This window comes from Streptococcus criceti HS-6, assembly GCF_000187975.2.
Taxonomy (GTDB): Bacteria; Bacillota; Bacilli; order Lactobacillales; family Streptococcaceae; genus Streptococcus; species Streptococcus criceti.
The window spans coordinates 147,590-170,628 of sequence record NZ_AEUV02000002.1 but is presented as its reverse complement, the minus strand read 5'-3'; the positions used below and the strand labels follow the sequence as shown (position 1 = coordinate 170,628).

General features: G+C 42.7%; 22 protein-coding genes. 16 read left to right on the top strand and 6 right to left on the bottom strand.

The features are described from left to right. Positions 1-798 precede the first annotated feature (798 nt). From STRCR_RS00870 to STRCR_RS00860, 3 genes are read left to right on the top strand one after another with little or no spacing between them, the layout of a single operon-like run. Entirely contained in the window at positions 799-1,254 is a 456-nt protein-coding gene (locus tag STRCR_RS00870) for a hypothetical protein (protein WP_157769173.1), read from the top strand. A 12-nt stretch (positions 1,255-1,266) separates the two neighbouring features. Beyond that, complete coding sequence (locus STRCR_RS00865) at positions 1,267-1,977, top strand: CPBP family intramembrane glutamic endopeptidase (RefSeq protein ID WP_004227182.1); 711 nt, start codon at positions 1,267-1,269, stop codon at positions 1,975-1,977. 34 nt (positions 1,978-2,011) lie between these two features. Further along, entirely contained in the window at positions 2,012-2,686 is a 675-nt protein-coding gene (locus tag STRCR_RS00860) for a CPBP family intramembrane glutamic endopeptidase (protein ID WP_004225180.1), read from the top strand. Between the two features lie 419 nt (positions 2,687-3,105). On the opposite strand, the gene proC is transcribed toward STRCR_RS00860, so the two are convergent. Together proC and pepA are read right to left on the bottom strand one after the other, a co-directional pair. Further along, the gene (gene proC / locus STRCR_RS00855; protein WP_268739570.1) at positions 3,106-3,906 is read right to left on the bottom strand and encodes a pyrroline-5-carboxylate reductase; all 801 of its coding nucleotides are present in this window, start codon (positions 3,904-3,906) and stop codon (positions 3,106-3,108) included. A gap of 34 nt (positions 3,907-3,940) precedes the next feature. Further along, positions 3,941-5,008, bottom strand: a complete 1,068-nt coding sequence (gene pepA / locus STRCR_RS00850) for a glutamyl aminopeptidase (protein ID WP_004226003.1) — start codon at positions 5,006-5,008, stop codon at positions 3,941-3,943. A gap of 108 nt (positions 5,009-5,116) precedes the next feature. Here pepA and STRCR_RS00845 point away from each other — a divergent pair, with 108 nt between their 5' ends. From STRCR_RS00845 to groL, 7 genes are all read left to right on the top strand, one after another. After that, complete coding sequence (locus STRCR_RS00845) at positions 5,117-5,407, top strand: DUF4651 domain-containing protein (RefSeq protein WP_040804737.1); 291 nt, start codon at positions 5,117-5,119, stop codon at positions 5,405-5,407. Further along, the gene (locus tag STRCR_RS00840) at positions 5,400-5,717 is read left to right on the top strand and encodes a thioredoxin family protein (RefSeq protein ID WP_004227759.1); all 318 of its coding nucleotides are present in this window, start codon (positions 5,400-5,402) and stop codon (positions 5,715-5,717) included. The genes STRCR_RS00845 and STRCR_RS00840 overlap by 8 nt, the downstream gene beginning before the upstream one ends. Before the next feature lie 20 nt (positions 5,718-5,737). Continuing rightward, the gene (ytpR, locus tag STRCR_RS00835; RefSeq protein WP_004227402.1) at positions 5,738-6,364 is read left to right on the top strand and encodes a YtpR family tRNA-binding protein; all 627 of its coding nucleotides are present in this window, start codon (positions 5,738-5,740) and stop codon (positions 6,362-6,364) included. A 372-nt stretch (positions 6,365-6,736) separates the two neighbouring features. After that, a complete protein-coding gene (locus STRCR_RS00830) occupies positions 6,737-7,132 on the top strand; it encodes a single-stranded DNA-binding protein (RefSeq protein ID WP_004227959.1) in 396 nt (131 codons plus the stop codon). Between the two features lie 130 nt (positions 7,133-7,262). Continuing rightward, on the top strand, positions 7,263-8,054 hold the full coding sequence (locus tag STRCR_RS00825) for a Cof-type HAD-IIB family hydrolase (RefSeq protein WP_004229683.1): 792 nt from the start codon (positions 7,263-7,265) through the stop codon (positions 8,052-8,054). Positions 8,055-8,476: 422 nt separating this feature from the next. Beyond that, on the top strand, positions 8,477-8,761 hold the full coding sequence (groES, locus tag STRCR_RS00820) for a co-chaperone GroES (RefSeq protein ID WP_003048875.1): 285 nt from the start codon (positions 8,477-8,479) through the stop codon (positions 8,759-8,761). A 200-nt stretch (positions 8,762-8,961) separates the two neighbouring features. Further along, positions 8,962-10,587: a chaperonin GroEL gene (gene groL, locus STRCR_RS00815; RefSeq protein ID WP_004226944.1), complete on the top strand. Its 1,626-nt coding sequence runs from the start codon at positions 8,962-8,964 to the stop codon at positions 10,585-10,587. A 398-nt stretch (positions 10,588-10,985) separates the two neighbouring features. Here the strand turns inward: groL and STRCR_RS12225 are convergent, their stop codons facing one another. Then, positions 10,986-11,540, bottom strand: a complete 555-nt coding sequence (locus STRCR_RS12225) for a DUF975 family protein (protein WP_234944252.1) — start codon at positions 11,538-11,540, stop codon at positions 10,986-10,988. 331 nt (positions 11,541-11,871) lie between these two features. Continuing rightward, positions 11,872-12,744: an RluA family pseudouridine synthase gene (locus STRCR_RS00800; protein ID WP_004226472.1), complete on the bottom strand. Its 873-nt coding sequence runs from the start codon at positions 12,742-12,744 to the stop codon at positions 11,872-11,874. Positions 12,745-12,812: 68 nt separating this feature from the next. On the opposite strand from STRCR_RS00800, the gene pbp2a reads away from it, so the two are divergent. The 3 genes from pbp2a to secE all read left to right on the top strand — a co-directional run bounded on the left by pbp2a (position 12,813) and on the right by secE (position 15,777). After that, the gene (gene pbp2a / locus STRCR_RS00795; RefSeq protein ID WP_004228797.1) at positions 12,813-15,158 is read left to right on the top strand and encodes a penicillin-binding protein PBP2A; all 2,346 of its coding nucleotides are present in this window, start codon (positions 12,813-12,815) and stop codon (positions 15,156-15,158) included. 251 nt (positions 15,159-15,409) lie between these two features. Further along, entirely contained in the window at positions 15,410-15,562 is a 153-nt protein-coding gene (gene rpmG / locus STRCR_RS11445) for a 50S ribosomal protein L33 (RefSeq protein ID WP_081478736.1), read from the top strand. A gap of 26 nt (positions 15,563-15,588) precedes the next feature. Beyond that, complete coding sequence (gene secE, locus STRCR_RS00785; RefSeq protein ID WP_004229424.1) at positions 15,589-15,777, top strand: preprotein translocase subunit SecE; 189 nt, start codon at positions 15,589-15,591, stop codon at positions 15,775-15,777. A 520-nt stretch (positions 15,778-16,297) separates the two neighbouring features. On the opposite strand, the gene STRCR_RS00780 is transcribed toward secE, so the two are convergent. Beyond that, on the bottom strand, positions 16,298-17,374 hold the full coding sequence (locus tag STRCR_RS00780; RefSeq protein ID WP_040804288.1) for a hypothetical protein: 1,077 nt from the start codon (positions 17,372-17,374) through the stop codon (positions 16,298-16,300). A gap of 199 nt (positions 17,375-17,573) precedes the next feature. On the opposite strand from STRCR_RS00780, the gene nusG reads away from it, so the two are divergent. Further along, complete coding sequence (nusG, locus tag STRCR_RS00775; RefSeq protein WP_004227945.1) at positions 17,574-18,116, top strand: transcription termination/antitermination protein NusG; 543 nt, start codon at positions 17,574-17,576, stop codon at positions 18,114-18,116. 701 nt (positions 18,117-18,817) lie between these two features. Here the strand turns inward: nusG and STRCR_RS00770 are convergent. Further along, on the bottom strand, positions 18,818-20,002 hold the full coding sequence (locus tag STRCR_RS00770) for an SAM-dependent methyltransferase (protein ID WP_004229586.1): 1,185 nt from the start codon (positions 20,000-20,002) through the stop codon (positions 18,818-18,820). Positions 20,003-21,024: 1,022 nt separating this feature from the next. On the opposite strand from STRCR_RS00770, the gene STRCR_RS00765 reads away from it, so the two are divergent. Then, positions 21,025-22,458 (top strand): 6-phospho-beta-glucosidase, encoded by a 1,434-nt coding sequence (locus STRCR_RS00765; protein WP_004227159.1) that lies wholly within the window; start codon positions 21,025-21,027, stop codon positions 22,456-22,458. Between the two features lie 39 nt (positions 22,459-22,497). Then, positions 22,498-22,893 (top strand): hypothetical protein, encoded by a 396-nt coding sequence (locus tag STRCR_RS11280; RefSeq protein WP_234944251.1) that lies wholly within the window; start codon positions 22,498-22,500, stop codon positions 22,891-22,893. Positions 22,894-23,039: the final 146 nt, after the last annotated feature.

Below are 23,039 nucleotides of genomic sequence, written 5' to 3'. Positions count from 1 at the left end.
ACGGTGAGCTTTAACCATAAAAAAATTCAAGTTCTTGAACCACAATGTTCAGGAACTTATTTTTTCTTTTTACGAAAATGACCTTGTAGAATCGCCTTTGTTATGTTATCATGGTACAAAATTTAAATGAAGCTTTAAGAAAAGAATACTATGGCAATGTAAAAACCGCGCATGTCTATTAGGTTAGTCTGGAAATACTGGTCGTTACTGAAATCTTCATACGAGGACTGGGTTGCTTTATCGCTATTTGATTGCCCTTGTCCAAGATGGTGCCCTCCTTCTTATTTGCTGTTTTTTTTTCAGTGAGAAATTTATAGTTCTGTACGAAGGTGCTATTGGATTTTGACGACAAGTAAGCTAGTTTTATACGCAATTTTCAGAGCTTACAATATTTTATGGGTAATTGCGCAGCAATCACGGCTGTCTGTCCCCTTATCGTGTCCTCTTTATTAGGAGAAATTACCTTCATCGCAAGATTTGTTGGCATCTTCCTTATCCTTTGGTCTTGCAGCGAGTATTCTTGAAGGGTATCTTTTTATAGTCCTGATTCTAGGCTATTTGAGTAAGGAAGAAGTCCTGCCATAAGCAAAATCAAATAGGCAGTAACTTTTCAGGTCTTAGCTTTAGTAGCGGTATACGTGTTAACGTACTGGTTTGTACCAGTCTTGCCTTGATTTACTTTTTGTCCTCCTGTGTTGTAAGAAATTAGAGGAGCTCTACCCAATTTCTGGAAAATCCAGGTAATGCAGAAGTCAGCGAGGTTCTAAATTGTTAAACAAGAAAAAACAAGGAGAGGAAATGATGTCTGGAAAGATCAAACGAGGTCACCTAAAACTTTGGCAGAAAGCTACTGTAGTCTTGACCGGTTTGGTAACACTGCTAGGAGCTGCTGTCGTAATCTATACCCTATTTAGTGAGGGTTCCACATCTCCAAAATCCATTCAGAATGACTTTTTAATGGTTTTAACAGGGATTTTTATGATAGTAATGCTGATCTTTGTGGTTCTCTTACTGCTGGGAAAAGGCTGGGAGCAACTGGGGCCAGAGGAAATGTCACCGCAGGAGCGAAAATTTCGCTTTCGCTGGAGTAATTTCAACATGGGTAACATAATCTTGGTAGTCTTACATCAGATTTTTCATCTTCCCTTTTGGCTGGCTGCTCTAATTGATGTCATTGTACTCATCAATTTCTGTATTCTGATCTATGTCATGCTTACTCATAAAACCATTCGCTCAGACGAAAACTTACTGTAAAATGGAGATACTATGAAAATATTTTTAGAAAAACTCAAATGGATTGGTCTTGCTCTTGGCCTCTTTCTGGCCGAGCAGGCAGGAGTATTTGTTATTAGTTTTGCGGCTGTTGTTAAAACAATAGCAAAATATGGCCGACAAGCCGATTCCAATCATCTTTTACCGGCTGGCCCAGTTGGTGTTGGTCTAGCTGTCCTAGTGGAGCTGGGAGCTCTGGCCTTGGCCGTTTGGCTCCTTTATAGGTGGAATTTTATTAAGAAGAAAGGGCTGAACTGGAAAATCTTAGTTTTTGGTCTTATTCTTTCTTATGCTTTGGTGCTAGGGATTGAGCAGGTGGCTAGTTTTGTCATGCAGCTGGAAGACAAAACCAATACTTCCAACCAACAGGCTGTAGAAAGTATGCTGTCCTACGTTCCAGCTTTCTTTATGATTATTGCGGTGGCTATCACAGCACCGGTTATTGAAGAATTAATTTTTCGTGGCTTTATTCAGCAAAAGCTCTTTCGCAATCCTTGGCTGGGCTATCTCTTTGGCAGTCTAGCTTTTGGTTTGGCGCATACCCCTGATTCTTGGGGAGCAGCGCTGGCTTACATTGGTATGGGAGCTGTTATAGGTTTCTTTGCCTTTAAATACAAACGGCTGGAATATGGTATTGCTCTGCATATCCTCAATAATTTTATTTCTGTTTTAATCATGTACCAAATGATTAGCCTTCCTTGGTAGGTCAAGTTAGTAATTAAATGGGAAAGGAAAAGATATGAAAATTGCTTTTAATAAGTTGAAATGGCTGTTGTTAGCCTTCCTACTTTTTTATCTGGATAATGCTCTCCAAGTTTGGTTTATCCTTGGGAAAAACTTAAGCAAGACAGGAACCTCTCTAACGGCTACACTTGTATTTTTACTGGCCACTCTCCTTTTGTTTTTACTCTTTAAGTTTTTGAGAGAACCTCTGTCCATTAAATCCTTGGCCAGCACTAAGTTTGCTTGGTATTTATTAGCCCTGCCAGCTGTTTTTATCACCAATGTTATTGGCAGTTTGGTTCAACAACTGTTAACACATTCTAGCGCCAGCGCCAACCAAAATGCCTTGATGAACTTAGGGATGCCCTTTTATTTAGCGATTGCTTTTTTGGTTATTTTCGCTCCTGTTACTGAAGAATTGATTTTCCGCAAGTGCCTCTTAGAAAAGGTTTTTGGCTTTGAGGGCTACTGGAAATGGATTGGTTGGCTGGTGACGGCCGTCCTCTTTGCTGCCATTCATCTCATTCGGGATCCTGCTAATATTGGCGGTTGGATTACCTATGGAGGTATGGGCTTGGTCTTTGGTTTTGTGGCGATGCAATCCAAGCGGGTTGAATATAGCATCGCTATTCACATGTTTATGAATGCTTACGCTACCTTCATCATGATTTTGATGACCTTAGGTCAATAAGGGTTAAAGAAAAAAGCTGAAAGGCGAACGTCCGACTAAGCGGGCTAGATGTAATTGATAGCTGGCACGCCTGATTCTAGGCTCTATCGCATTGGTAACCCTGCTAGTCCCAACTTTACGGGATGCTTGCCTGATGGCAGGAAAATACTAAAACTCCTCAGAAACCAGTATTTCTGAGGAGTTTTGTTAAAGATAATATCTAAAGAAAATCAAAATAGACAAAGCGGACCTTAGTTAAATCTGCTGTCTCTGAATTTAACACGTCAAGTTTTATAGGATCGTGTCTAAGCCTCCATTAAAACACACCGATGACAAAACATTGATTGCTAGGGCTCGTGTCATAAGGCCCTTATAGACTGGGCGCACTTCTACCCATTTAGCCAAAGGTAGAAACGGGGAGTATTAACATTAAGTCAGGCTCAGAGCTCCTTAGCTCGAGCGATAGTGGCATCAATGCTGGAAATGGCAGAAGCGGTTAAACCAGTCTTTTCCAAATCTGCCAAGCCTGCGATGGTAGTACCGCCAGGGCTGGCAATCTTATCAATTAAATCATGGGGACTTTCCTGTCCCTGACTGAGATTCTGTGCACTGGCTAGGACAGTTTGTGTAACAATGCTCAGGGCTTGATCCTTAGGAAAGCCATGCTTGACACCAGCCAGAGCTAAGGCCTCCATGAAGAGGTAGATGTAGGCTGGACTTGACCCAGCCAGAGCTGTGAAAGTATCAAAATCCTTCTCAGCAATTTCAAAGGTAGTTCCGAAACAATCGGTGATGGTTTTCGCTAAGTCCCAGACTTGCTCATTCACATGCTGATTGGCGCAGATGGCTGTAGTACTTTGCAAAATCTGAGCATTAATATTAGGCATAATCCGAATCAGAGGTAGGCTAGGGTCGGTTAGCTCGGCCAAACGCTTTAGGCTGACCCCAGCTGCCATGGATATGATGGGTTGATGAAAGTCCAAGGGTGCAAGAACGGTAGGTAAGACCTGAGGCTTGACGCCCAAGATGATGAGGTCCGCCTCCGCAACTAGATCTGTTTGATTTGACAAGGCCCGGACACCCAATTGTTCAGCTTGACGGGCTGTTTTTTGCGGGTCACGTCCGGCCGCTAAAATATCAAAGTCTGTTTTCTCTAGGCCCTTGATGATGGCTGTTGCCATCTTTCCAAGGCCGATAAATCCAATTTTCATAGCTGATAACCAAGACTTCGCAGCCCGCAGACTAACACCAGTTGCGTTAGCAAAGTCCCTTTCCTTAATAGTTTTTGATCAGATTGACTGTTGAGCGATCCAATTTTTTAATAATTGCTTGCAAGAAAGCTTGAGCCTGATAAAAGTCGTCTATATTGTAGAGAGTTTGGTGGGAGTGGATGTAGCGAGCACAAACACCAATGGTCGTTGACGGCACCCCGCTGTTTTGCAGGTGGGCAGCTCCAGCATCAGTTCCCCCCTTAGCTGCATAGTACTGGTACTTGATGCCGGCTTCTTCAGCTGTTGTCAAAAGGAAGTCTCGCATATTAGCCAGCATAATATGACCTGGATCGTAGAAACGAATCAAGGTACCATCACCGATTTTACCTTGGTCCCCATAAACATCGCCTGCAGGTGAGCAATCAACGGCAAAACAGAGTTCAGGGTTAAACTTGTTTGTTGAAACATGAGCTCCTCGCAGGCCAACTTCTTCTTGAACATTGGCGCCAGCAATCAGGGTATTGTCCAGCTGGCTTGCTTTCAGACTGTCTAAGAGCTCAGTCACCATGAGAATTCCATAGCGATTATCCCAAGCCTTGCTGATGACGTTTTTCCGATTGGCTGTCAGGATTGCTTGACTGTCTGGCACAATAATGTCACCAGGAGTAATACCGAAGCTGTAAACCTCACTTTTATCACTAAAGCCCCCATCAAAGATAATATCAGCAACTGCTGGCAGGCTGGCCTGACCATTTTGTCCTCGCAAGAAATGTGGCGGAAGGGATCCCGAAATAATAGGCAGGTTCTGACCCGAGCGCGTGATTAAAGTAAAACGCTGCGAGGAGAGGACCAGTGGATTCCATCCTCCTATGGCAACAGCCCTCAGGGTACCGTCTTCCTTAATGTCACTAACCATAAAGCCGACTTCGTCCATGTGAGCAGCCACCATGACTCGCGGAGCATCAGACCTTGTACTTTCTTTAATCCCAAAAAGTCCTCCAAGCCCGTCAGTTTCAATTCTATCAACATGAGGTTCGATAGCCTGACGCAGGTAGTCTCTCACTTGACCTTCATGGCCAGCCAAACCTTTAAGATTTGTCACTTCTTGAATTTTTGTAAATAAGTCTGTCATTGCGTCCTCACTTTCTTAGTCTTATTTTAGCATAAAGCTAGTTGGATGGCTGTCCTTGTCCGATTTTGCCTGTCGCCAAAGGCCCTTATTTATGATAAAATGAAAGGCATGAAACATAAGAAATTACTGCTAACAACGGGTCTGGCAGGTCTAGCTGGATTGACAGCTCTGGGCTATGGTCTGCAACAAAAGATGGCTGACCGTAAGCAGGCCCGCATTGTAGCTGAAATCCGCGCTTATTTTAGTAAAATGGGGGACATTCAGGTTCTCTATATCAAGGATTATGAGACACAAGGTGCCAGTTTATCGGGCGGTCTGGTCTTTGAAGATGGCCGCGTCCTTGATTTTATCTATGATGACGGCCATATTTCCTACAGCGAGGGTCAAGAAAATGCTTAAACCAGAAACTTACGAAGAATTAGCTGCTTATTTAGAACAAGACGGCCGTTTTGTCTTCTTATTCACAGCGGATTGGTGCCCCGATTGCCAGTTTCTCTATCCGTTTTTGGATGAGTTAGAAGCCGACAATCCCCATGTCACCTTTATTCAAGTAGATCGTGACGCCTTTATGCCCTTGGCTCAAAAATGGGATATTTTTGGGATTCCCAGTCTGATTGTCGTGGAAAATGGTCAGGAGATTGGGCGCCTGGTCAATAAGCTTCGCAAGACCAAGCAGGAGATTAACAGTTTTTTAGCAGGATTGCATTAAACGAAAGGAAGTCAGTACCCATGATTTTTGCTTATAATAAAGAACAAGTCGGCGATGTCCTTATGGTCATCCTCCAAGATACCAAGCCAGTCGCCCGTCAAGTTGAACGCAAGGGCAAGATCGCCCGTATTTATGCAGAAAAAGACGGGCGTACCCTAGCTTGGAATATTTTTGAAGTTTCCAGCCTGATAGAGCTGACTGGTAATGGTCAAGTCTTTCCAAGCGAAAAGGATATAGAGATTCTCAATCAAGAATTAGCCAAGGAAGGCTTTGAGGAAAGTTTAGAAGTAACTCCTAGTCCAGTTTTTGTTGTTGGACAAATTAAAGATATGGGGCCTCATCCCGATAGCGATCACCTCAATATTTGTCAGGTAGCTATTGGCGGAGGCCAAACCATCCAAATAGTAGCTGGAGCTCCAAATGCTGCTGTTGGCCTTAAGACCATTGTAGCTCTGCCCGGAGCTATGATGCCCAGTGGCAGCCTGATTTTTCCAGGGAAGCTTCGAGGAGTGGATAGTTACGGCATGATGTGTGCCCCTCGGGAACTAGCCTTGCCAAACGCTCCGCAAAAGCGCGGCATCATTGAACTGCATGATACTGCCGTGGTCGGCGAAGCTTTTGACCCAGCCAAGCATTGGCAAAACTAGACCTGTCCAAATTTCAATTTGCTGGAGATATTTATAGAAATCAGGAAAGTGGGACAGACAGCTATGAGTGCCATACTCCTCACCCATAGAATACGATCTTTTTTGAAGGTGACGTATAAAAATCTATAGATGACAGCCTGATTTTTCTTACACTTTAATTTCTAAACTTAGGTTGGAATCCCCTTGCTGGAGCATTTCAATCTCGCTTCTGGGAAATGCTTTGTCATTAATCCATACATGATACGGAAAATCAAAAAGCGAATGAGATTAGATTTCTACTACGAAAATTCTAATTTGTTCGCTTTTTAATTTGTTTGTCCTAATCCTCCTTTTTAATTTCTTTTACGAATAAAAAAATAAGGAGGTGAAGATATGTATAATAAAGTCATTCTTATCGGCCGTTTGACAGCGACTCCCCAGATGGTTAAGACTCCTTCGGATAAATCCGTCTCTCGCGTGACCTTAGCTGTCAATCGCCGTTTTAAAACTCAGGACGGAGAGCGCCAAGCTGATTTTGTCACTGTCGTTTTATGGGGTAAACTGGCTGAAACGCTTGTCTCTTATGCTGGCAAAGGCAGTCTGGTTTCTATTGATGGTGAAATTAGGACTCGCCATTATGAAAAGGATGGACAGACCCATTATGTAACCGAGGTTCTGGCCCAGTCCTTTCAATTACTGGAAAGCCGTGCTCAACGAGCCTTACGTGAAAATAATGGCACCAGCGACCTGACAGACTTAGTGCTCGAAGAGGAAGAACTCCCTTTTTAAATCCTACATTCCTTATTTTGATACAACCGTACCTTTGTCTGGGGCGGTTTTTGTTTGTTTTAGAAATCATACGAAATACAAGCTTAGAAAATGTTATAATGGGGATAGTTAGGTTTAAGGAGGCTGACTTATGCAAATAATTTTCAGTGATATAGACGGTACTCTTCTCAATAAAGATCATCAGGTAACCCCAGCGACTGCCCGATCTATCAAGTTGTGTGTGGATAAGGGCCTCTATTTTGTGCCAGTGTCTGCTCGGATGCCTGAAGCCATTCGCCCAATCATTGATAACATCGGTATTTCTAGTCCCATCATCGCTTACAATGGTGCCTTGATTCAGGCTCAGGACGGGACAGTTGTCGATAGCAAGACCATAGCCATGCCTGAGGTCCTATCAGTCTGCCATACGGTTGAAAATCTGGGGCAGGATCTGGCCTGGAACATCTATAGCTATAGTGATTGGTATTCATCCCATCAAGGTCATGATTTGGTTCACAATGAAGAAGTGGTGGTTGACTTAGAGTCGCAAGTTGCCGATCTTGAACAGTTAGCCAGTCTTAAAGAAGCTCACAAGGTTTTAGTCATGTGTCCACCTAATCGGACTGACCAAGTTTTGCAGGCTCTCAAGCAGGGCTATCCGGACCTATCCATTGCCAAATCTGCTGCTCATCTGATTGAGGTCATGGCAGCAGGAATTGATAAAGGTCAGGCTGTTAAAACCTTAGCTGACTACTACAGAGTTCCTATAACTGAGACTTTGGCTTTTGGCGACAACTATAATGATTTAGAAATGTTGGAAACTGTCGGTTATGGCGTCCTCATGGGCAATGCTCCCAAAGCTCTGCAGAATCGAATTGGCAAGGTTACCTTGGATCATAACCACGATGGCATCGCTAAAGTACTGCAAGAAGAAATTCTCTGAGAAGTTCTTCTGGAGAATTCTGGGATGATGCTATTTAAAGGGCTGGTTTTTTAAGAACTTGTATTCACATTTTTTTGACAGTTAGCCTTATGTGGTAGGGACGTAAGCAACCTCCTAACGGAGTTCCACTGCTCATTTTCAAGCTTAGGGTCTTGAAAATCCCATCGACGATTGACTTAAATAGGGTCAATCGTCTTTTTACCACAACGGCAACTGTCTGTTTTGAGCGACCTTATGGTCGCTTTTTCCAGCTGACGCTAAGAATTTAAACTTGTGAATACAGTTTCTAACTTTTAGCATGTGGAAAAACTTTACCAATTTGGTAGAGTTTTTTCTTGACTATTTTTGACCAAATGCTAAAATAATAAATGTAATTAGCACTCGCACTGATAAAGTGCTAAAAAATTAATGGAGGTAAGACAATGTTAAAACCTTTAGGTGATCGTATTGTTGTAAAATTTGAAGAAGTAGAAGAAACCACAGCTAGTGGCTTTGTTTTGGCAGGTGGCTCGCATGAAGCAACGAAAACAGCAACCGTTTTAGCCGTTGGACCAGGTTCTCGGACACTGCATGGAGATTTGATTGCTCCGAGTGTAGCTAAGGACGATAAGGTTCTGGTTGAAAATGGCGCTGGTTTGGACGTTAAAGATGGTGATGATAAAGTTTCCATCGTCCGTGAATCTGATATTTTGGCTATTCTTAGCTAGGAGTAGGACTGAACCTCATTCAAAATTGTTAGCTACTAGCAAGTTAAGATAAAAAATTCTTAGGTTAGTTCTCATTGAGGAGAAGCTGCTAATGTCCTAGGTGCTCCCGAACGTGAAAAACTTAAAGGGCCCTGAAGCCTATCCTCCCCTAAAGTAGCTAGCCTAAGCAATATATAAACAAGAAAGACAGGTAATCATAAATGGCAAAAGATATTAAATTTTCAGCAGATGCGCGTTCTGCAATGGTGCGTGGTGTAGATGTTTTGGCTGATACCGTTAAGGTAACGCTTGGCCCTAAAGGTCGTAACGTTGTTTTGGAAAAATCCTTTGGTTCACCCTTGATCACGAATGACGGTGTCACTATTGCTAAGGAAATCGAACTAGAAGATCATTTTGAAAATATGGGAGCCAAATTGGTTTCAGAAGTTGCTTCAAAAACCAATGATATTGCCGGTGATGGTACAACAACTGCCACCGTTTTAACCCAAGCCATCGTTCGCGAAGGGCTTAAAAATGTAACAGCAGGAGCTAACCCAATCGGTATCCGTCGCGGTATCGAAAGAGCTGTTGCAACAGCTGTTGAAGGTCTAAAAGCTATCGCTCAACCAGTTTCTGGTAAAGAAGCTATTGCGCAAGTTGCTGCTGTATCTTCACGTTCTGAAAAAGTTGGTGAATACATTTCAGAAGCTATGGAAAAAGTTGGCAATGACGGTGTCATCACCATTGAAGAGTCTCGCGGTATGGAGACTGAACTGGACGTTGTTGAAGGTATGCAATTTGACCGCGGTTACCTCTCTCAATACATGGTAACCGATAACGAAAAGATGGTTGCTGATCTTGACAATCCTTACATCTTGATTACCGATAAGAAAATTTCAAATATCCAGGATGTCCTTCCTCTTTTAGAAGAAGTGCTTAAAACCAGCCGTCCGCTTTTAATCATTGCCGACGATGTTGATGGTGAAGCCCTGCCTACCTTAGTCCTTAATAAGATTCGTGGTACCTTTAATGTCGTAGCCGTTAAGGCACCTGGCTTTGGTGACCGCCGCAAGGCTATGCTGGAAGATATCGCTATTTTAACGGGCGGTACTGTTATCACGGAAGATCTTGGATTAGAGCTCAAAGATGCCAGCATCGCTTCGCTAGGTCAAGCTGCTAAAATTACTATTGATAAGGATTCAACGGTTATCGTTGAAGGAGCAGGCCAAGCTGATGCAATCGCAGAACGGGTCAATGTGATTAAGTCACAATTGGAAACAACAACATCAGACTTTGATCGTGAAAAATTGCAAGAACGGTTAGCAAAATTATCTGGCGGTGTTGCAGTTATCAAGGTTGGTGCTGCGACTGAAACAGAATTAAAAGAAATGAAACTTCGCATTGAAGACGCCCTTAATGCAACCCGCGCTGCCGTTGAAGAAGGCATCGTTGCCGGTGGTGGTACAGCCCTTGTTAATGTCATTGAAAAAGTTGCCTCTCTTGATGTGAAAGGGGATGAAGCAACTGGCCGTAACATTGTTCTGCGTGCGCTTGAAGAACCCGTTCGTCAAATTGCCCGTAATGCTGGCTATGAAGGTTCCGTTATCATCGAAAAACTTAAAGCTAGCGCTGTTGGTACAGGCTTTAATGCAGCCGATGGAAGCTGGGTAGATATGGTTGAAGCAGGAATCATTGATCCTGTCAAAGTTAGTCGTTCAGCCCTGCAAAATGCAGCTTCTGTAGCTAGCCTCATTTTGACAACTGAAGCCGTTGTTGCCGATCATCCAGAAGAAAAAACTCCAGCTGCCCCAGCAATGGATCCAAGTATGATGGGCGGCATGATGTAATAGAAAAAAACTATCTAAGCAGCAAAGACACCTGATAGTTAACGGGAGTGGGATCAACCCAAAAATTGAAAATTTTGGCTCTCACCACTTCCTAATTTCTAGGCGGTGACCTGAAACGGTCTCTCCCCAGACCGTTTCACTCTCCCTCTGTGTCAAGAGGTTGAATAGGCATACTGGACGAGCTTTTGTCCAGCCTCAATCTCTCTTACTAATCATTTAAAAGAGACAGTGTTATCAGCTGTCTCTTTTTCGTATCGTAAGGTTAATGGCTTTCTAGTTATCAACATTAGCTGAAAGATTAGGCTGGCTTGCTATGATGAAGGAACTATATTCCTCACTAACTTATAAAAACGGAAGGCTCATCTGAACCTTCCGTTTTTTCAATATGGGAGTAGCTTTTAATCTGCTAAGACAGTTGGATTTTGAGCAATGAGGCCACGATAGAACTCGGCGCGTGTCGTTAGGATGTAAGGGTAGAGCCAGAGATAGCCGATTCCAAGGGTTAAGGTTGCTAAGAACCACCAACCAAGAAAACTGAGATCAAGGACGAAAAGTTCCCATTTGTGTCCCTTCATCAAATGCTTAGATCTGGTAATTGCTTCAGTAGCGGATAGATTTTTTCCTTGCCGTTTAAGATCATCAACGATATAAATAGACATGGCATAAGAATAAGCTTTGATGATGCCAGGAATAATGAGGAGCAAAGTCCAAAGTAGTGTAAAAATATATTGAAGAATCCAAGTCAGAATGAAGGCCCAAATACGACCTTCCGTAAATCCTGCGAAAACACTGGCCAGAACATTTTCATCCTTACGATTGTCAATGAAGTGCAGGAAGCCCAGAATAGTACTAGCAGCAATCAGGCCAAGGACTAGGCCTCCGGTCTGTACCAAGGGTGAAATATAAAAAGTGATATGTACACCAGTGATAAGGCCATTGTGATGAGTAAGCATTTCCTTTGTGGTTAGGATATCATGGATGCTATTCACTTGAAGAAAAATTTGAATAATTCAAACGATGGCAACAACCCCGATAGCCCATTTCCAATTGCCAGAAAGCTTTTGTTTAGCTCGGGATTTTAATTCACTGCGTTTCATGATTGTTCTCCTTTGAACGCTAACTTTTTTGTGGGAAGTAACGATAGCGTAATTTCTTTTAGTATCATTGTATAATTGAACCACTTCCTTACTACAATAATTATAATGGATCTCCTGAAATCTGTAAAGCCCTAAATTGAAAAATTCTCCTAAATCGAAATCTGCTGGAAGTAAAAAACGGCCTGCCTTATTTGGGCAAGCCCTTTTCAAAACTAGGGGATTGAGCCTTGATAGTGATTTTTTCACGACTGAAAGGATGGAGAAAACTGAGTTCATGTGCATGAAGCATGAGCCGTTCAGCAGGGACCTTGCTGTAGAGAGGATCCCCGATAATAGCGTGGCCGTGGTGGGCTAGGTGGACTCGAATTTGGTGGGTGCGACCGGTTTCCAGCTGACAGTTGACTAGGCTATAGGGGCCCTTGGGTCCACAATATTCTTTGAGGCTCTTGACATGGGTGATGGCAGATTGGCCCTTAGCGGTTATCAGACGTTTTCGGCGGTCGTGGCGATCCCGGCTAATTTTATCACGATAGGTTATAGATTCTTTTGGTAACCATCCTTGAGCAAGAGCCCAATATTGTCGAGAAATTTTCTTATCCTCCAGCAGTCGGTTAAGAATAGGCAGAACAAAAGGATTTTTGGCAAAGAGGACCAGACCGCTGGTCTCCTTATCCAGCCGATGGACCACATAGCAGGTATCTCCGACGTAGGCTGAGACGTGGTTGAGGAGGGCAATTTCGTTGGGCTGGTTAGCGTGCGTCTTCATTCCTTCGGGCTTATTGACAATAATCAAATGTTGGTCTTGATAGAGGCAGTCCACCAGTTGAGCTTGACCCATGGGGAGACTCTTCTTGGGATAATCCTCTTCGTCAAAAATCAGACTAATGTTGTCTCCAGCTTGAACTTGGCCTTGCCAGTGAATGCTTTGACCGTTGACTAAGAGATGTTTCTTAGTTCTAAGAAAATGACGGATTTTTCGCGGGACCAGCCAATGATTTTCCAAGAGGTCTTTGACAGTCGTTGGCGGAAAGGAAACTGGAAGTTTGATATGAAATTTCATGCTTTCGATTTTAACACAAAAGACGTTTTCTCTCTAGGTTTTTAGAAGAAACTTGCTATAATAGGGCTATGAAGTTTTTAGAAATGATTAAAAAGGGGGTCAAGAAACTTGGCAGTAAGCTCTTGACTCTGATTTCGAATAAAAAACAAAATAGACAATCATCTGTTAAGGCCAGCCCATCTGATGAGGATAATGGCCTGTCCATGACTCAAAAGCTGGAGTCGGTCCCAGTTCGTGAAAGTGATTATCATCGTAGTCGAACTCATCATCAGAGCCGTCTGGATAAGTTAGTTGAGAAGTATCCTAGACTAGCCTTTCTCAAGCTTATTATTCCTGACAAGCAGTCTTGGATTCGTCGTTTCTGGCGCCGTTACAATCTCAGCCGGATTTTACTGCTGGGGGTCAGTCTTTTTGTCCTCTTTACAGCGGCCTATCTCTTTTATCTGGCTAAGACGACCAATGTCTCTGACCTTCAGGATGCCCTCAAGTCCTCAACGGTTATTTATGATCGCAAGGGCAAGGAAGCAGGTACCCTTATGGGGAACAAGGGTACCTATGTTGAACTGGATCAGATTTCCGATGATTTGGAAAATGCAGTTATTGCAACGGAAGACCGCAGTTTCTATAAAAACCATGGGATCAACTACAAGCGTTTTTTCTTGGCAGTCTTTACAGCTGGTAGGTTTGGCGGTGGCTCAACCATTACCCAGCAGTTGGCTAAAAATGCCTACCTTAGTCAGGAGCAGACAGTTACACGGAAAGCCAAAGAATTCTTTTTGGCTGTTGAGCTCAATAAGAAATATTCCAAGAAGCAAATCCTGACCATGTACCTCAACAATGCCTACTTTGGTAATGGGGTTTGGGGAGTAGAGGATGCCAGTCAAAAATATTTTGGCACCTCGGCTGCTGATTTGACCACTGATGAAGCAGCAACCTTGGCAGGCATGCTCAAGGGGCCGGAAATTTATAACCCTCTCTACTCAAAAGAGAATGCGACCAATCGCCGTGATACTGTCTTGCAGAATATGGTCAATGCCGGGTTCCTCAAGGAAGCTGATGCTAGGTCTTTTAAGGCGGTGGATGTGTCCAGCCGTTTGCAAGATACCTACTCAGGTAAGAATGAGTCCTATAACTATCCCTCCTATTTCGATGCTGTGGTCAATGAAGCCATCAATAAATATGGGGTGTCTGAGAAAGATATCCTCAATAATGGTTATAAAATTTATACAGAATTAGATTCTGACTATCAAGAAGGAATGCAGACGGTCTATTCAGATACGTCGATCTTTCCAACTTCTCCTTATGATGGCTCATCAGCCCAATCGGCTAGTGTTGCTGTCGATCCGTCGACTGGTGGGGTCCGCAGTCTGGTTGGTCGCCTTAATTCGACAGAAGATCCAACCTTTAGGAGCTACAACTATGCGACTCAATCGTCGCGAAGTCCAGGATCAACTATTAAACCCTTGGTGGTTTATTCTCCAGCTATATCAGAGGGTTATGATATTGACGAAGACCTACCCAATACGGTTCAGGATTACGATGGCTATGCCCCATCTAACTATGCAGGCATCGAGTCTGATAAAATCCCTATGTATCAAGCCTTAGCCAACTCTTACAATATTCCAGCCGTCTACCTCTTGCATGAAATGGGAGTGGATACTGCCTTTGACTATGGTAAGAAGTTTGGTCTAAATATGGATAAAGTACCGAAAAATCTGGGAGTTGCTCTGGGTGGCAGTGTAACGACCAATCCTTTGGAAATGGCACAAGCTTATTCGACCTTCGCCAATGATGGAGTCATGAACGAGGCCCACTTTATTACTAAGATTGAAACAGCCTCAGGAAAACCTGTAGCGGAATACAAGAAAGCCTCTTCTCGTGTTATCAGCAAGTCGGTCAGCGACAAGATGACCAGCATGATGCTGGGTACTTTCTCCAATGGTACGGCGGTCAGTGCCAATGCCTATGGTTATACCATGGCGGGTAAGACCGGGACAACCGAAACCAGCTTTAATGAAGATCTGATTGGTGATGAGTGGGTTATTGGTTATACTCCTGATGTAGTCATTGCCCAATGGATGGGCTTCGAGCATACCGATGAAAATCATTATATCGTTGATGACTACGGAGCTTCGGACAATGTCTTTAGCCAGACAGCGAGTTATATCCTCCCTTATACCAAGGGAACGGAGTTTACGCAGCGGAACGCCTATGCTTCGGACGGTCAAAGTCTAACCTACGATGCTAGTAATAAAGATAGCAGCAGTAATTCCGATGAATCCAAAGATATTATTGATAAAATTCAAGATGCTGCAGAGAATGCTAAAGATAAGGTCAACAAGGCTGTTGATGATTCTGGTCTGGTGGATAAAGCCAAAGATGCTTGGGATACTGTCAAAGGATGGTTCCAATAAAGGGCTAGCCGTCAGCAGCAAGCTGAACAGTGTTAAGAAGTGCAGGTGCTGAAAACATCGGGGATGAACTGACTAAGAATATTGTTAAAAGTTATGTTGAAGCTGCTACGATGGTGGCCGTCATCAAGTCCGTGTGGATATGCTTAATAAAATGCCTGAACAAAATTTACGCCCCCTACCTGCCTAGTGCCTCAGCTTGCCTACTAGCTAAAATCATGGTAAAATAGTTTGGATTAAAAGGGGAGGCAGCTATGGCGCAAAAAAAAGCAAGCCTAGCCTGTTCGGAATGTGGCTCACGAAACTATTCAATTGCTGTGAGTTCTACTCCTAAACCGACACGCTTGGAAGTCAATAAATATTGTAAACATTGTAAAAAATATACCCTACACAAGGAAACTCGCTAACAGTCGAGCAGAAAGAGAGAGACATCGTGAAATTTTTAGCAGGAATTTTTCAAATCCTAGAACACACTAATTGGCCAACGCCTAAGCAGCGTTGGAAAGATTTTCTGGCTATCTTAGAATATACATTCTTCTTTACCGTTATCATTTACGCATGTGATTTAGCTTTACATTGGGGAGTTAATTACCTGCTCAATCATGTGAACCTACCTTTCTAGGAGAAAATTTAGCAAATAAAAGAAATGAGGCTGGACGAAAACTCGTCCAGCCTTCTTGTTTTGTAATAAACTTTTGGCGCAATGGTTGGAAGCAAGACTTGTTGGCTAGGCCAAGAAGCACCCCCTGCACAGTTCATTAGAGAGTGAGACAGTTGATTAGGATGGCCGCTAACACTTGCAGAGTAGTTAAACAGTCCGGACTGTTTAAGGAGGTGCCTGAAATGAAGCTTGCAAAGCAAGTGTCAAAAACGGTCTGGGAAGAGAGTCTCAGGTCACCGCTTAGAAATTAAGAAGAGTCTGGGACAAACAGCCATGATGGCTTCGCTTTCACTCACAAAACATTGTAATCTTTGAAGATTACGTATAAAAAGTTTCAGGTCAAACAAAAACATTCCATTTTTTCTTTATGATTTTAAAAAATAACGAATCGATAATGTATTTGACTGAGAAGCAAGTGGCTCGATTAACTTAGCTTGCTCTACTAAAAAATCCTTGAGAAGAGTCTCAAGGATTGGGCTTCTTAACCAGCTTGGAAATCGCTGTGATCAGAGTCATCAACATTTGAATAGTCATCTGAGTCATCGCCATTCACTTTATTGTAGAAATCTTTGTAGGAAATGTAGTAGTCTTTAGCATTGCGCTTAGCTTTTTTAGCGCGAGCACCTGATATTGACTTGTAAGTTTCCTTGAAATAAGGCTGATCATCATCGTAATAAACAATAGTCAGCTCTTGATCCTTGACAAAGAACTTAGCCTTCAAATCATCGAATGGGACATGATCCTTCGTTTTAGCAGGGTAATAGTTGAAGTAGTCATCATCATCAATCCTGACCTCAACAGCCTGACCCTTTTTATTAATGTTGAAAGTCAAAGAAGGGTGGGCAGGAGAAGCAAAGGCAAAAATATAATCCCCATTATAGGTTGAAACCGTAGTAGCGTTATAAGAAACAAGGCCCCCATTTTTGCTGGTTAGATAGGTATCGAATTGAACATTTTCATAATCTGATTGAGAGTCGCCGTCAACAATCTTGCCATCCCGAGAGAAGGTCGTCCAGTCGTCGCTCTTATAGTAGGCGGTTTCAGTCAGCTGCCAGTCACCAGAGATGTCCTTTTGCGAAGCTTTCTCTTGGGCACTGTGGCCAAAAATCCCCAAAATTAAGAGGACCAAGGCAATGACCACCATAATGCCAATATTGAGCCAGAGAGGCCAACCTTTATGGCCGTCTTTTTTCTTGAAGGCTTGGCCCATTTTTTTGAAAACCGATGGCTTAGCTGGGGCAGCTATTGGAGCCATCGCAGGAGCAGGTGACGCTGGTCCATTGGCGGGAGTGACTTGAGGCTGGCTGGGAATTGACGTTGCTCCTGTTGCAGCTGTCATTGGCTGGGTATTTTGCTCAGTCGAACCTGTAGCAGATACGGGATTGCTGGGCTCTTGTTGTTTGTTCAGCCCCTCAGCAGGAGTCTGATTAGCCGGCTCAACAACGGTTTGGTCAGGCTGATATTCGCCAGCTAAAGCAGCTTTTTGATAATCCTCAGGCTGAGGTTTTCGTCCTTGAGTTAATTCAAAAAACTCAGCCCATTCTTTTTCATTCATCATAGCAATGGTCTCCTTGGTTAAATTTTCTTCTAAAAGAGCTAGATAGCAATAGTATATCATTTTTTAAGAAATTTTGAAAATCTGCTAAAAATTCTTTGCAAGGTCTAGAAATATGCTATAATAGTGAGGAAGCAAAGCCCAAGAAAGGCTTTTTTATATTGCTCTTAGCTAGCTAAGAAGGAAAGAAAGGAAAATTAAGATGTTAGATTCATTTGATAAGGGCTGGTTTGTTCTGCAAACTTACTCTGGTTACGAAAACAAGGTTAAGGAAAACCTTCTGCAGCGCGCTCAAACCTACAACATGACAGAAAATATCCTGCGCGTGGAAATCCCAACCCAAACCGTTAATGTTGAAAAGAATGGTAAGGTTAAGGAAGTTGAAGAAAATCGCTTCCCCGGTTATGTCCTTGTAGAAATGGTAATGACCGATGATGCTTGGTTTGTCGTACGTAATACCCCTAATGTTACCGGTTTCGTCGGCTCCCACGGGAACCGTTCAAAACCAACGCCACTCTTGGAGGAGGAAATCCGTGCCATCCTTGTTTCTATGGGACAAACCGTTGACGTGATTGATACCAATATCAAAGTTGGTGATGTCGTACAAATTATCGACGGCGCCTTCATGGGACAAGAGGGGCGTGTTATTGAAATTGAAAATAACAAAGTCAAAATCATGATCAACATGTTTGGTTCTGAAACAGCCGCTGAAGTCGAGCTCTACCAAATTGCAGAATTAAATTAAGAGGCTAAGGGCGTTAAAAAAGATGTATGATTTTAAGGGCTTCTCAAAAAATCCTGATTTTAGAGAGAAGACATCTAAATCACTGGTCTTTTTACCTGAGCTCAATCGAACTAAGATACAAAGCCGTTAAGCAAGGCAAAGGAATTTAAGAAAATCTCCTAGGTGATAAAACACCAAGGAGATTTTATACTGTCAGCAGCCATATTGTAAGAGGCTGGAAAAAGGTATTCCAGCCTTCTATTTTTGCAGTCATAACAGTTTGGCGCAGTGGTTGGGAGTCCTTATCTTGGGGTGCAGTCCCATTTTCAAGCACCCCCTTAAACAAGTCCACTGGACTGTTTAACTACTCCGCAATTGTTAGCGGCCATCCTAATCAATTGTGCGGAGGTGGGACAACTATGTCTCTAATTCTACAGCATTGTAGGCGTGTTCAATTATTAGCTATCACTTGCAGGGGTAAGACTAAGTTGTCTTAGCCAACAAGTCTTACTCCCCTCTACTGCATCAAAGTGTTTAACGAGTTAAAGTGTGAGGAAGCAAGGCTTTTCTCTGCCAAGGGATTCCTTACTAAGTCCATCAAGAAGGCGTTTTGGCTGTCGCGTTTTCATTTGTCACGAACCAAGCAAAGCATTATTGTCTGAAAATCGCTAAAATTAAAAAGCTGGGCCTAGGAAAACTCCTAGACTCAGCTTTTTGTCTGTTTATTTATACATATAGTCCCTAGTCATGGGCATGGTAGATTTTGTTTTGCCTTTCGATAGCAAGTATTGAACAACATCAATATTTCCTGCTTGGAAGGAGCCGGCACAAGCCTGTAAATATAAGTCCCACATTCGGATGAAGCGTTCGTCGTGGAGTTTCCGAACCTCTGGCAGGGCCTTGTGGAAGTTCTCTGTCCACATCTCAAGAGTCTTTTGGTAGTGACGACGCAGGAATTCAATATCAGCAACTTGAAGTCCTGCATCAGAAATATGGTCTAGATTTTCAGTTAGCCGAGGAATGTAACCGCCAGGAAAAATATATTTATTAATCCAGCCATTATAGCCATTGCCATGGTTTCCTCCAGCTTGACCAGTAATCCCATGAATCAGAGCTAGGCCATCATCTGCAAGGTAACGAGAGATAGTGTCAAAGTACTGGCCTAAATTCTCTTTACCGACATGTTCAAACATGCCAACACTAGTAATATAATCATAAGGCCCCTCTTCAATATCGCGGTAGTCTTTGAGAATGACTTTTGCTCGATCCTCTAGGCCCTTTTCTTTGATGCGTTGATTGACATAGTTGGCTTGTTCTTCACTAAGTGTAATACCTGCGACTTTTAAGCCATATTCTTCACAGGCTGTCAGCATGAGAGTACCCCAGCCGCAGCCAATATCTAATAATGTTTTTCCAGACTTAGGGTTCAGTTTCTTAATAATATGGTGGACCTTATTGATTTGGGCGTCTTCCAAGCTATCATCCTCATGTTTGAAGTAAGCACAAGAATAGGTTGCTGTTTTATCCAGCCATAGGCGATAAAAATCATTTCCAATATCATAATGACTTTGGACATCGGATTTACTATCACTCTTAGTATGGGATTGCTTCGGCAAGAAGCGGGCAAATTTACTATTTTTCAAAAAACTATCAGAGGCACGGTAGGCCGACACAATCAATTCTTGAATCGAACCTTCAATTTCAATATCGCCATCCATGACAGCTTCCCCTAAAACAATAGAAGCATTTTGGGTAAGATTAGCTACCGAAATTTTCTTATTAAATTTAATTTTGACCCGTGGATTTTCGCCATTATAAACTTCAGTTTTGCCATTAGGGTAGGTAACCTGCAGCGGAATATCGAATGAGTTTTTTATGAGTTGCTTAACAATTAAGTTATCCATCATGGAACAAAAAACCTCCAATTCTATTGTTAGTCCTATTATAGTTCTTGGAGAAGCTGAGCGTAAAAGATTTGATTTGTTCTTGGACAAATCTGGAAAAGATGTCTAATTTTAAGAAAACAGTATGTTTTGGCTGTTTGATGATTTGGCATCAGTGCTGATACAGGGGCTTTTAAAGTGCAAAAACGCTCTATTCTCCAGTGGATAATTGGAAGTAGGAAATAGCGCTTGCCCAGCAAGTTCAATGAAAGGCACAAGAGAGTGGGACTCAATCAGTAAACCGTGATAAAATCATGGCCTTGATTTTCCTCGCTCTTCCATTTTAAGGCTCAGGCTTCTGCCACTTTCCTATTTTTAGGTGACAGGCTTTGGCAGCCTATCCCCAGACTTCCCCACTACCTCTGCACAGAGCCTGAGACAAAAGCAGTCCCAGACTCTTCGTATTAATTGTTGCTTTTTAATTTAGGAACCAAGCTTCAACAGTCTCTACCCAGCTTGCTGAACGCCTTAGAGTGGCAAGTGGATTCAAAATAAACCGAAACCGTTTTCCTTATTGGTGCGGAAAAAGTTTAACTGGTCATTTTTCATCTCCCCTCTTATAATGTAAGTGAATAAGTGGGTGACTGTTCAGAAATCAGATCAAGTATCTTTAGTGGCCTTGCTTCTTCAAAAACTTGGCTGTTTAAGGGCTCAGCGCTACGACATTTGCTATCAAGTACAAAGCACTTAGATAACCAGCCTCTGCCGTATCTTGAGAATTGCGACACTTCGAACCTGCGGTCGATCATACCGAAGGTTTGAAGTTAGTAATTGGCATAGCAAACTACCATAGTAGTTTGCGTAGTAGAGCAAGACCTAAGGTCTTAGCGATACTTTGTCAATTGAACACGGGACTAATTCCCTTGGAAAAAAGATAGCTTGTCTCGGAAATCAGGATTTCCGGTCAACCTTCTATTTTTCTGTCGGGAATTTTCGCTAAAGCGAACCGTCCCTTTGTATCTTAAATTAAATAAAGGAGGCAGATTATGTCTAAATTATCAAACAACTTTTTATGGGGCGGTGCGGTAGCGGCCCATCAACTGGAAGGCGGCTGGCAGGAAGGCGGCAAGGGGATTTCCGTTGCTGATGTCATGACAGCAGGCCGACACGGTGTCCCGCGTGAAATCACTGATGGTGTGATTGAAGGCAAATACTATCCCAATCATGAAGCTATTGATTTCTACCATCATTACAAGGAAGATATCAAACTCTTTGCAGAGATGGGTTTTAAGTGTTTCCGGACGTCCATCGCCTGGACCCGCATCTTTCCCAATGGGGATGAAACTGAGCCCAATGAAGCAGGCCTGCAATTTTACGATGACCTTTTTGATGAGTGCTTGAAATATGGTATAGAGCCGGTTGTAACCCTGTCGCATTTTGAACTGCCCTACCATTTAGTAACTGAATACGGCGGTTTTACCAACCGCAAGGTTATTGATTTCTTTGTCCGTTTCGCAGAAGTTTGCTTCTGTCGTTATAAAGACAAGGTTAAATATTGGATGACCTTCAATGAAATCAACAACCAAGCCAACTATCAAGAAGATTTTGCTCCCTTTACCAATTCAGGCATTGTCTATAAAGAAGGCGATGACCGTGAAGCCATCATGTACAAGGCTGCCCACTATGAACTGGTGGCTTCTGCGCGTGCAGTCAAGATTGGTCACGAGATTAATCCTCATTTGCAGATTGGCTGCATGATTGCCATGTGCCCGATCTATCCGGCAACCTGCAAGCCATCTGATGTTTTGATGGCGCAAAAGGCTATGCAAAAACGTTATTACTTTGCTGATGTGCATGTGCATGGCTATTATCCAGAACATATCCTAAAATACTGGCAACGTAAAGGTATTGAAGTTGATGTGACAGAAGAAGATAAGGCTGCCCTGCTGGCTGGTACAGTAGATTATATCGGCTTTAGCTACTATATGTCCTTTGCTATTGACAGCCACCGTCCAAATAACCCACATTATGACTATCTGGAAACCGAAGATTTAGTCAAAAACACCTATGTTAAAGCATCTGAATGGGACTGGCAGATTGATCCTGAGGGTCTGCGCTATGCCCTCAACTGGTTTACTGATATGTATCACTTGCCGCTCTTTATCGTAGAAAATGGCTTTGGCGCTATCGACCAAGTGGCAGAAGATGGTATGGTGCATGATGATTACCGGATTGATTACCTTAAAGCTCATATTGAACAGATGATTAAGGCTGTCGATGAAGACGGTGTTGACCTCATGGGCTACACGCCTTGGGGCTGTATCGACCTTGTATCTGCTGGAACAGGTGAAATGCGCAAGCGCTATGGTTTCATCTATGTGGACAAGCACGATGACGGTTCAGGAACTTACGCTCGTTCGCCGAAGCTGTCCTTTGACTGGTACAAGAAAGTTATTGCTTCAAATGGAGAGAACTTATAGGCTGTTAGCCTAGTTGCTATATCTAAGGGCTGAAAATCCATGTCATGTAAAAAGGCTCTTGATGTTGTTACAGAAAGAAAGGTGACGTTTATGTGGTATAATATTTTAGGAATTTTGGTTACCGTTGCTATAATAGGCTTGGTATTTTACCTTATTTTTGGGGTAAGAAAAAGAATAACCACGCCTACCTATCAGGAGAAAAATGGCAAAACAGCTAGTACTTATTTCATTAATTTTAAGGGAACTGATAAGCCAGATATTCGCCAAAATTCCAAACTGATGGATATTTTATCCATAAAATATGAAACGTCGGATGGTTTTGTAGTCGCATCAACCATTAATGATGTTAAATTGCGGCAGTTAATCATGCAGGAATATCAATTGAAGCTCAAAAACGTTATTGTAACTTACCGTCAGGTTGGGCTTTATCTATAAAGACAGGAGATCAACTGTAAGGTTGGTCTTTTTTTGCGGAAATTTTAAAGAAATAGATTTCCATAGTTTCCGTATCCATAGAGAGATTTTCCGTTGAGATACGGAAAAAGTAGCCATGCACATATTGAAAACGCTGTTATATAATA